The organism is Leisingera sp. SA32, from assembly GCF_056033425.1.
The window spans coordinates 1-10,626 of the sequence record NZ_JBVYHB010000035.1 but is presented as its reverse complement, the minus strand read 5'-3'; the positions used below and the strand labels follow the sequence as shown (position 1 = coordinate 10,626).

Sequence of the window (10,626 nt, the reverse complement as noted above, 5' to 3'; positions counted from 1 at the left end):
CACGAGCGGGCCCGGGCCGTTCGCCTTGCGAAGCCTCGCAGAGACGCCGTGCGCGCCATTGAGGTTGTCATGTCCGCCTCCCCCGAATGGTTTTCTCAGGCAACGCCCGAAGACCGCACCGCCTGGAGTGCCAGATCGATGGCATGGGCTGCCGATACATTCGGGGCCGATAACATCCTGTCGGCACATTTACACGACGATGAGGCCACGCCGCATATCCACGCTCTCGTGATCCCTCTGGCGCAAAAAGAGCGCAAGAAGGCTGGGAGGCCTCGGAAGGGTCGGGAGGGCCGTCCTCGGTCTGCTGTGGCCTCCTGGGGCCTTTCTGCTACCGACCTAATAGGGAGCCCGGAGAAGCTTTCCGCTTTGCAGACTGCTTACGCTGCCGAGGTCGCAGACCTTGGTATCCGTCGCGGCCGTCCGCGCCGTGCCACGGGAGCTCGACACCGATCTGTGGCCGTTTACAGGGCCGAGGCGTCCGAACAGCTCGAGGCCGCCCATGAAGCCCGTATCGAGGCTTCCAATGAGCTCGGTAGCGCGAAGGGTGCACGGATGTTTGCGGAAATCGATGCCGCCCAGATTATCTCCGCCGCGAAGCAATCTGCTGCTGAGGCAACGGCTGCTTTCACCATAGGGCTGGATGCCATTGACGCCGGAGAACTGGTGTATCGTCCGAGAGATGGCAGAAAGCCTGCTGGGCTGGAGCATCGGAAAGTCGAAGCGCCACGCTTGCCACCCGATCGCTCGGGTTTTCAGCAATGGAGGGAGGCAGTGCGTCCCCTAATTTCGAGGCTGATCGGCTATGCGCAGCGCCTAAGTCTTGTTTCCAAGCGAGAGCATGAGGTCAAACTTCGCTCTGACGATCTCGCCATTGAGGCTGAAGCAATCCGGCGAGTAGCAGATCGTCAAGCCTTTGTAGAGAAAGTTGCTGGGGTAGCGGATGGACCTGCCCACCATGATGCAGCGATACTCGCGCGGGGCCGTTCGATACGGGCTTCGCGGTCACGCTGACCCGGAGGCATCAATGAAAGCGTCAGCGGAATGTCCAGTTCTACCTTAAAAACAAGAGCTACGAGGGAGCGTGGCGGCGTCAGCAACATATCAGCGCCGACGCCTTTCCCTACTCGGCTATAATGGCAACGCGTGCAGTGTCGTAGTAAGCCTTGGCCGCCGCGGCGGCCTCTTCAACTGTGTCGTAACTGCCGATAAAACGGGTTCGATCATGTGCCCTCCCGTCGAGGACATGCACATCATATTCCTCGTTTCGGCTTACGATGTAAGGCAGCCGCCACCAAGTCAGCAGTTCTTCGATGTCGCGGTCGACGTGATCGGCATCACCCGGGGGGGTATTCGGATTCACCAGTATTCCGTCTACCACGCGTTCGGCGGGGACTATCATGGGACCGACTGCGGTTTCCTGTTTCCACTTTATGTTCTGCATAGCACGACCTTTCCAGCAATAGACGCGGTTCCATTGGGTGCAACCTAAGGCGGATTTCCACCGCCGCAACGGAATAGGAACGTCCGAGAACGGGTGTTATGTTCACCTGCTTACGGTTGTATCTTTCCGACGGCGATCTTGTGTCCTTTCTCTCAAGTTCCGCCTGGCTGACCTTTGCTGAAACCTCGTCGTGGTGAGCAGACCTTAACGAATGCCCCCGCGCGGCAGAGCGCACGAGACTGCCCGTAGTGCCAAGATAACGCCGCGAGTCCAGATGACTGCCACTCTTTGCTAAGTGTATCGTGCCAGCCATGAGAAGCGAATCAAGTTAAGTAATCGTGGCAAAGGCAATACAGTGAAAAACGTTTCAGAGCTTATTTTCAGGCAAATTACGCCTGCTGACTTTTTTAACATCAACAAACAACCCGGGACAGAAGATCGGGGGGGTGGGCAATCATATATTGATGTGCCTGTGAAAAATGTGGGTTTGCCTACATGGCATTCATTTTTTAATCGGATCAAGCCGCAGAAAACAAAAAGCGGACCGCTTTGGACCGTGGACCTCCAGAGCTTAGGGGGGCTGGGCTCTCAAGAGGTCGACATCGGTCAACGACGGGCCGCAAGTGTAAATATTAGATCTCAGAAGCTGTTCAGTAGAGCAAACAATCGCGTATTTGCCTGGCATCCTGATAAAGGAGGATTCCCCCGAGCTCCTGCCGATATGACATCTGCCGATGACCCTCGTGTTATCGAACTTGCTGCAGGTGTTCGAGTATTTATCCTGAAAACAGATGACCACGAGTATTGGGCAGGTTGGCTAACGACGGAAGAAGTTGAACGGTTATCAGCAATCGACCCTCGCTTTGAGGTGATGCTATCTGAGCCCGCAGGGCACATACGTTTTGAGCCTGTTGTCGAACTCAATGAGTTAAGTCTCAAAGATCCATTCAGCCTACATCCACCGGAAGCCGTTGAGGTGCCGGATGAAGAAGCTGTTGAAGTGTCGAATGATGTAGAGGCCTCTCCAAAGAGGAGTAAGAGACCTTACAATGCGAAGTCCGGTCGCACAGAGACTGAGATTGCAGAAGAGCTCTTCAAAGATGATGTTGCGTCAAAAAAGGTAAAGAAGACCGAGAAAGTCATAAAAACTTTTGAACGAAATCGTAAGGCGGTCCGTGATCTCAAGAAGTTGTATAAAACGTGTCAGATAACGGGAGACCAATATGTCTTCACAAAAGCAAATGACGAGCCCTACTTAGAGGTTCATCATCTCATTCCCTTGGGCGAAGGGGGCTCAGATGCTCCTGCTAATCTTGTTGTGATAAGCGCACACATCCATCGGATGCTTCACTATGCTCTCGTCGAGGGAATTGATTTGGATAACATTTCTGATGGTGAACTCGATTTTACGATCAATGGAGAAAGCTTCACTATCACTTGGCTCCCCGAACATGCGCGAACCATAGCTGATGCGGGAGGGCTACCTCTGGATGTGGAATAAGTATTCCATAACGATCCCCCCTTGTCCGCCAGAGTTGCTTCTGAAACGCGCAAACGGGATCTTCTTGAGCGTAACTTTCCCAACCTCAGAAAAAAGTTCGATAAGCTGTTCTTCTGACAGGAGGCCATCTTCGCTGTAGCTTATCATGAACTGATCGCATTCTGCGGAAGCGAATATTTCGCGGAATGCGGCTCTGATTTTTAACTTAGAACAGAAGTCCGAATACTGATCTCGCCAGGGTCTTAAACCGCTAACCCCCACCGCTTCCGGCGCATCACCTCGAGCGATAGTTTCAATGATGTGGTAGTTCGCTGCGTATTGGCGTTTCATATAAGGAGGGTCGATGTAGCACAGGTCTGCTTTCACCAGAGGAGCTACTTTTTCCGCCGGGCCTTGATACACCGTATGGTCAGTGCGGTGCTTGTCTACAAAAGTAGAGGGTCGTAGCTCCAATGGAGCGAGAGAACCGTTTCCCCATTTTGATCTATGGTGACCATAAGTGCCGGCGATATTAGCCACCCGATTGCTTGCGAGAACCAGATCATGGCGCAAGAGCGAGTTTTCCAATTCAGACACAACACCGTCCGTAACCCATTTGTTCAGCTGGGCCGTTATCGCATCAATGTGAGCTGCATTGGTGCTACTAAAATACTTGCGCGGCTCAGTTCCGTTATTGGGTTCCCCCTCTGGAGAATACTCTTTGAAGAACAGACCCTGGACGGGGGTGATCTGGTTTAAGTAGGTAAGCACCTCGCTGTAGCCACCGATGCCAGTTTTATTGAATGACGGGGCTTCAGAGGCGCATAGCCGCACTCGTGCATGATGAGCCGAGAACGTCATGAGGTCAGACGCAATGACACGGTAGCCTGATTGCCTCAGAGCTTCTGAAACTGAAGCAGTTCCGCACATTAAGTCGGCGACGGTTGAGCCGCTTGGTATCACTTCTTGAAATGCATCCAAGAGGATCGGCAGAAGCCGTGTTTTATTTCCGATGTATCTGTAAGACATATTTTTTAGGACGCTATTTTAGGCTGGATAGAGCCGCTATCGAAGTCACCGAGGGCACGCATCGGTTCGAGGTCTTGCGCACCACAGATGACTTCCTTGACCCAGACGAGGTCGGAGCGATTAAGGCGATACAAGCCTGCGACAAGCCCCTCTATTTCCAGATCGAGGTTTCTGTCTTTGCCGCCACTATTTAGATGAGCTTGAACTCGCTCCGAAATCGCTTCCGCCTGCCGCCACATTTGGCTTCCTGGTGAAGGGAGGGGAATTGGCAACTCCTTGAGCGACTTCGGCGTGACATACGGGTGTGAGCGCCATTCGTTCTCACCTGACTTTCGCAGGTGATATGCAAACATGATGCGTGAAGAGAAAACACCTAAGGCATAGTAGAGAAGAAAGCCGTGATCTGGGTTCTTGGGAGTGTAGTGAAAAACCACTTGGTTCGATGCAGCGGGGCGCTTTGTAACCGTGGCCTTTAGCCCGACACCTGTTTTTCTTACCAAAAGTCTTTCTTGTGAGTAGGTTTTTGCGTTCTTGTAGTTAATCCCTGGGACATCCAGTCTGATCTGCCGCGAGCAGGATAGTGTGTATCGTCCTATGTCCTCTCCCACAATGAAAGGAACAAAACCGGCCAGCTTTGTATCGGCTGTTTGGACAACGCTCTCCGACAGCATGCTCTCTGAATCGGCCACACCCCCACACCCTTGGCAAGTCACTTCTCGCGGTCGGGTGGGAGACGGCACGACATGGCCGCAGCTTTTACATTTTTTGACCCGCCCGCGCTTTGATATTTCCACTCCTCGGCCAGATACAAAAAGATCTGTCCAAGCCCCTCCTAAAGCCTCAATCTTATTCAGGATGGTTTGCTCACTTGTGCGGACGTCGATGTCCCAGCGGCACCCTTTATCGGCCAAGAACCGGTCTTGAGGAATGTTGTGACGCTCAACTTTTCTAACATCATCTAAGCTGAGATCACCTGACAACACAGCGTCTCTCTGCGGCTTGGATAAGCGGAACACTTCGACCTGATGATCCGAACTTGGTTTCTTCTTTTCAACCAAAAGAACAGTCGTCCCTCGGTAGATTCCCTTAAAGATCCCCTCACCCAGCCGGGCAATCAACTCAATTGTATAGTGTTTCGCGATCAGCTTCCTGGTCGCGGCATGTTCGGAAGCAAAGATGGCATCTGGCAGAATAAACACTGCTAAACCATTATTTTGCATCGCTTGTAGCGACATCTCAACAAACAGAGACCAGCTGTCGAACTGCCCCGTGGCGAGTGTATAGCCGAGGCTCCTCAACTGATCTGCTGATTGTAGCAAGTCGGCGCCCCATGGTGGGTTTGATATTACCGCGCCAATTTTTCGTTCGCTTGTCGCTGAGGGCAAGAAAGACGAACGCAACATGTCGTCGGTTTTGATCGAAGCGCGCTTTTTAAGACGCTGTTGTGCTGCGTTGGAGGCTTCAGGATCAATATCTGTTCCCAAAAGCTGTGCCTTGGGGAGCTGTTTGTTGACCGCTTCAAGGAGTTCTCCATCTCCGCATGCAGGATCAAGAACGCATCCGTCCCAATGCTCTCCAAGGCGCTCTTTGAGGAGCGTCGCTGTCCAGTGAGCCAAGAACCCAGGGGTGTATACCTGTCCCTTTTCAAAGCCGAGAGGCAAGCTAATGGGGGCGCTGATTTCGCGCTCCTTTATCTCAGTTGTAAGCATGTGCTCTCCTGCCCCGTAGACCTCAAGACGACTTCTCTGAAGAAGCCGTTTGTTTATACAATCGCCAAATTCTTTCGATAATCTGACCTTGCGTTAGCCCTTCTTTTTCAGCCTCCGCCGCTATTTCTTCACCGACTTCTGGTAGCACTTTAGGATGCAGCTGATAGGTGCGAGGGCTTGGTTTCCGGCCCGGCTTTTTACGAGGAGTGCGGTCGAGAAAACCTCTTGCTTCCCCTACTTCGTCAACCCGTCTAACCTCTTCTGGGGTTGTCACTTTGGAGCGAGCTTTCAGTCCAGGTAATCTATTTGAGCCGGTCATAGACAGCCTCCGTAAATGCTTTTGCATTTTCGAGGGCTTTATCTACCTTACCCCCGGTAACCATTTCAGGATCGTTCATCATCGCGGTCAGATCGCCCCCGTATGCAAAGATCTCCGCAAACGCCGCTCGTGCCACCAGGGATGGCTCGATTAAGTCTATCCCTGCGCTACGCAATTGTGTCTCTAAGTCCTTCTGCACGCGACTCTTCACGGCGGCACTTGTTTTCGTCAGGACCACTGCATGGCGAATTGTCCTGCCCAGTGCTTCCTCTTCCTCGCGCACCAGGGCCAATGCCTCTGATCCGATCTCGGCATCGAGAGCCGTTGGCTGCATCGGCACAACCACTAAATCTGCTTGTGAGATCGCACGACTAACGAGTTGTGAAGCTACGCCTTCAAGATCCACTATAACGATCTTCCCATCGCCATCCGCCCCACGGATAGTTGGAACGATGTCGGACCGACCAATGTCGCTGTGCAGCACAACCCCCTTGGGAAGGCCATGTGATGCCCAACGGGTTAAAGATTTGTTGGGGTCGCAATCCAGGACATCAACCTCCGCCCCCATACGTGCGAATTCTGATGCAAGAAGGACTGCGCATGTAGACTTTCCCACCCCTCCTTTGGGGCTTGCTATAACGATGACGGGCACTTTTCCTACCTGCTCTAATTTTGTTACCGGTTTTATATCTCTTACCGGATTTATATATCGAACCGGTATTATTTTCAATACCGGATTTGCACCGTAAATACAATATTTCAGTTACCGGTTTTGAACCTGTTACGGGTGTCCGCGCTTACTTTGCCACGTTTTACAAAAGCCTAAGAAACTGCGCTCCGGGCTGCGAGGCGTTTCGTCTTTCCTGCCCAGCCAAGCCCGCCACTGCTTCTCGATTTCCCGCACGTCCCAGCCAGGCGCGATTTTCCGAGCGTCGTGATAAACATCCGGGTCAAGGGTGCCGGTCCATGGATGAGGAAGCGCATTTTCGAGCATGCTGCCGCGGTTCCGGAAGATAACGTTATCAGAGTCGTCGTCATGAAAAATGTGATAGTCGGGCAGATGATCCGTGCGCGCCATTTCCCGGATGGTGTGCCGGAAGCGTTTCAGCTCAGTGCGCGCGCCGGTCCGGCTCAAAAGCTTGTCGAGCCCGATTTTCCAACTCTCCTTACGGCCACAGAACTTGCGTGCTATTTCGTAGACACGGCGTTCTATGGGCTTTCGGAGCCGAAAATAATCAGGGTGTAGAGTCAGCACCTGATTGCGCCGGATAGAGTTGAAAATCCATTCAGAGATAGTGATCTCTGCCCACAAGATGCGACCTTCGCTTCCGTTCTTTCGTCTTATCTTTGCTTTCTCAATAAGGTGGAAACTGCCAGTTTCCTCTTCATCCCCAAGTGGGATCAAGTCCTCAGATCCAGCTGTGGTGATATTAGTTTTAATCACCGTCCCCATCAATCGGTCCAGCCCATCGCTGAACGCGTCATAGTCCTTTCCGCCTGTGCCCCGATTAGTAAACATCAACAGGTCGCGTGGGTTGAACCGAATTTCACGCGATACCTTCTCTCCACGGTTCAGAGCTTCCATCACTTGGGACACAACGTAGATTAGAATGTCCTTGTCGTAGATCGTTGCTTGGCCCTTGGCACTCGGAATAACCTCAAGCCATTTGTCACCATGTTGATGCCGCCGAATGGCGGTATCTGGCTTCTTACTCAAAGCATAAAATGGATGTTCCATCTTTGGTATTAGGTCTTTGAGAACCGCATCGGCCACGTCGCAAACGAAGAAGTCACGCTGCGGATGGCGATCAGGCAGGAGGGCATTGAGCGGATTCGGGGTATCAGGAACCATAGGGGATGTTTCGGGGTATCAGGAACCGATGTCAAGGATTCGGGGTATCAGGAACCGATGTGCGGAGAACGGGAACTAAGTTCGGGGTATTAGGAACCGTCGGCATGGAACAATCCATTATGATCAATGGTCTATGGGTAGTTCTATGAACCTTAACACAGAATCTAACACATATTTAACACCCAGTTTGAAAATCCCCCTTTCAACGAACCCCGTAGGCAAAAAAGGCTGACAGCCTGCTGACGATAGCATTTATATCTAAGTGTATGAATATATGCATCTTTTAACTGTGCTGCTGACGCTTTGAAGTTCTCCATCCCAGTCCCAAGCAAAAAATATGCTGATGATGGTTTCCGACCTGTCAGCATCGAACCCTTTTACTGTTTGGCCGCGAACTAAAGGTGGCTGAAACACAAAGAGGACGCACGATGTCAAAAGCCATACAACGCAGAGAACTGCACGGCGCATGTAAAGTAAACGAACCGAGGAGTCTTCTGGATGCGCTCACGGACATGACCACAGATGGTCGATCCCACCTTAAAGGACTTCTGGACTACTCGAGAGCACCTTCATGGGAGGGTATCAAGGTCGTGCCCCCCGGTTCATTCCTTGAAGATGTAGTGGAGCTTTTCCGGAACCAAACGGATATCCCTCTCGAGTTGCCACTGGTTGCCGTTCTTTCTCACGTATCTGGGTTTCTGAATGCTGCAGGGGCCCAATACGAAATGGGGGGCACATGCCATGCGCCTCGCCTCTGGACCATCGCATTGGCACCATCAGGTTCAGGAAAGACCTATGCAACCTCGACTGTTGCCCGTTGGTTGCGAGATGCCGACGGCAAGAACGCGGTCCCCCAACTCTCCGGGGCGTCATCCGCTGCTCAGTTTGTGGCAAATGTCGAGCAATGCCCTCGTGGCATGTGGTTCCGCGACGAATTTGGACAGTTCATCTCGCAGGTCCAGAATCTACAATACATGGAAGAGATCAAGGACGTCCTCCTACGTGCTTATTCAGGAGATCCCATCGAGCGTAAGACCAGAGAGGTAAAGATTGAGGTCCGTGATCATGCGCTCACCATTTTGGGAGTAACCGTAGGGGACACGTTTGAGAAACAGATTGGAGCTGCTTCCTTGGTTGACGGGTTCGCTCAGCGATTCAACTACATTCATGCCAAAAGCGATCCGGAACGGTGTCTGGCTGATTTCCCTATCTACTTTGAGGACATGGATAGCCCTGAAGTTCAGGAGCCTTACCAACGGATCAGAAAATCCTGGCTTCACTTGATAGGGCGAAATGACATCCCAGATGCTGTATTCGTTTTTGAAAACGACGCGCTCCAGCTTTTCAAGACCAACTTTCGAAACCTTTTTGGAAAAGCTGATATTCCTGCAAGCTTCTTTCGAAGAGCCATGTTCTCGGTTTTCTCCTATGCAGTGGTTTTCCACGTGATTGCCGGACGTATGGGAACCGTTGTAGGCTCAGAAAGCGTCTCTTTGGCGCTGCGAATGGTAGCCCTTCACCTCGATCACGCTCGCCAGCTTCTGAATGGATATGGCTTGTCCGAGCTGGAAAAGGTGGTCCGCAAGGTCGAAGCACTGCAGGAGCAGTTTGCCGTAGAGGGTCGCGAATTAAAAACCCGTGATATCATTTCCCGCGTCCGCGACATCAGGACCGCCGCACAGGCCAGATCTATCCTCGACCTTATCAACGGCTGACCTTTCGCCTCGTCAATTTCATGCGACGAGGCGAGAAACCTATCGTTCCAGATCAACGCGACTACGGCTCAGTGATACTGTGGCCTCTTCGGCACTATCATCGTCGGTGGACTCTGCCGTCTTGCCCTGCCGCTTCTGCTCATAGAAAAGCCGCAAGCGAGACGCGGTAATCTGCGGATGGGGATTGTTAAGCTGACGAGCGAGGTTGGTTGCCAATGGTAGGCGCGCACTTTCCTTTGCTTTCGGGGAACTGCGTTTTGATGGCTTGATCAATGGTGTTCGCGGTAGCGTAAATTTGGGCTTCGGAAAGATCCGACCTTCCCAGTAAGGGGATAGCTGCAACCTCCTGTCGAGACATTTTCAGCAAATCCATTTTTGGGCGTTCTGGGGGCATTGGCATGGTATTCCTTTCTTCTTGAACTGACCGAGTATCGTTCGGCTTGAAGGAGTTAGGTCCCTGATGCCGCCGGACCTAAGTGCTGGAAAAGAAACATACTCACTACGGTTCATTTCCCCTTCGGGCCGCCCTATCGGGCTGAAATGAACCCGTTCGCCCTCCGGGGGCTGTTGCGCATTCGGCAGCTGGGTTTGCAGTTGAAAGGAGCGCCCTCATGCCGGACTTTGCCGTCCTTCGAGTTGCCAAGATTGTCAGTCTCAGGGGACTGAGCGGAGCAGCCTCTCACAACACCCGCACCGCCTCCGCTGGTCTCGACCACGCCGATGGCATTGCCCCTCGGATGGGCGGCGGTATCCATAGGCTCGCGGGGCAAGACGATGCCGTGGAGGCGTGGCACGAGCGGGCCCGGGCCGTTCGCCTTGCGAAGCCTCGCAGAGACGCCGTGCGCGCCATTGAGGTTGTCATGTCCGCCTCCCCCGAATGGTTTTCTCAGGCAACGCCCGAAGACCGCACCGCCTGGAGTGCCAGATCGATGGCATGGGCTGCCGATACATTCGGGGCCGATAACATCCTGTCGGCACATTTACACGACGATGAGGCCACGCCGCATATCCACGCTCTCGTGATCCCTCTGGCGCAAAAAGAGCGCAAGAAGGCTGGGAGGCCTCGGAAGGGTCGGGAGGG

10 protein-coding genes and 1 pseudogene are annotated in these 10,626 nt (G+C 52.8%); 5 read left to right on the top strand and 6 right to left on the bottom strand.

The features are described 5' to 3' along the window. Both mobV and AC0IPL_RS22095 read left to right on the top strand, forming a co-directional pair. Positions 1 to 435, top strand: a pseudogene (gene mobV / locus AC0IPL_RS22100) (MobV family relaxase); the annotation flags it as partial. Between the two features lie 117 nt (positions 436 to 552). After that, a complete protein-coding gene (locus AC0IPL_RS22095) occupies positions 553 to 1,011 on the top strand; it encodes a hypothetical protein (protein WP_474277514.1) in 459 nt (152 codons plus the stop codon). Positions 1,012 to 1,120: 109 nt separating this feature from the next. Here AC0IPL_RS22095 and AC0IPL_RS22090 read toward each other — a convergent pair whose 3' ends face one another. Then, entirely contained in the window at positions 1,121 to 1,441 is a 321-nt protein-coding gene (locus AC0IPL_RS22090; protein WP_474277510.1) for a hypothetical protein, read from the bottom strand. A 355-nt stretch (positions 1,442 to 1,796) separates the two neighbouring features. On the opposite strand from AC0IPL_RS22090, the gene AC0IPL_RS22085 reads away from it, so the two are divergent. Then, a complete protein-coding gene (locus AC0IPL_RS22085) occupies positions 1,797 to 2,942 on the top strand; it encodes an HNH endonuclease (protein WP_474277506.1) in 1,146 nt (381 codons plus the stop codon). Here AC0IPL_RS22085 and AC0IPL_RS22080 read toward each other — a convergent pair. From AC0IPL_RS22080 to AC0IPL_RS22060, 5 genes are all read right to left on the bottom strand, one after another. Beyond that, the gene (locus AC0IPL_RS22080) at positions 2,922 to 3,950 is read right to left on the bottom strand and encodes a DNA adenine methylase (RefSeq protein WP_474277502.1); all 1,029 of its coding nucleotides are present in this window, start codon (positions 3,948 to 3,950) and stop codon (positions 2,922 to 2,924) included. The genes AC0IPL_RS22085 and AC0IPL_RS22080 overlap by 21 nt on opposite strands. Positions 3,951 to 3,955: 5 nt before the next feature. Beyond that, entirely contained in the window at positions 3,956 to 5,659 is a 1,704-nt protein-coding gene (locus tag AC0IPL_RS22075) for an N-6 DNA methylase (protein ID WP_474277499.1), read from the bottom strand. A 22-nt stretch (positions 5,660 to 5,681) separates the two neighbouring features. Further along, entirely contained in the window at positions 5,682 to 5,978 is a 297-nt protein-coding gene (locus AC0IPL_RS22070) for a chromosome partitioning protein ParB (RefSeq protein ID WP_474277494.1), read from the bottom strand. Then, positions 5,962 to 6,630 (bottom strand): ParA family protein, encoded by a 669-nt coding sequence (locus AC0IPL_RS22065; protein ID WP_474277489.1) that lies wholly within the window; start codon positions 6,628 to 6,630, stop codon positions 5,962 to 5,964. Before AC0IPL_RS22065 ends, AC0IPL_RS22070 begins: the two co-directional genes overlap by 17 nt. A gap of 129 nt (positions 6,631 to 6,759) precedes the next feature. Then, positions 6,760 to 7,830 (bottom strand): replication initiator protein A, encoded by a 1,071-nt coding sequence (locus AC0IPL_RS22060; RefSeq protein WP_474277485.1) that lies wholly within the window; start codon positions 7,828 to 7,830, stop codon positions 6,760 to 6,762. 428 nt (positions 7,831 to 8,258) lie between these two features. Between AC0IPL_RS22060 and AC0IPL_RS22055 the strand changes: the two genes are divergently transcribed. Together AC0IPL_RS22055 and AC0IPL_RS22050 are read left to right on the top strand one after the other, a co-directional pair. Then, positions 8,259 to 9,545 (top strand): DUF3987 domain-containing protein, encoded by a 1,287-nt coding sequence (locus tag AC0IPL_RS22055; RefSeq protein ID WP_474277481.1) that lies wholly within the window; start codon positions 8,259 to 8,261, stop codon positions 9,543 to 9,545. Positions 9,546 to 10,156: 611 nt separating this feature from the next. Beyond that, positions 10,157 to 10,626 (top strand): plasmid recombination protein (locus AC0IPL_RS22050; RefSeq protein WP_474277476.1); only part of this gene is annotated, 470 nt, incomplete at its 3' end.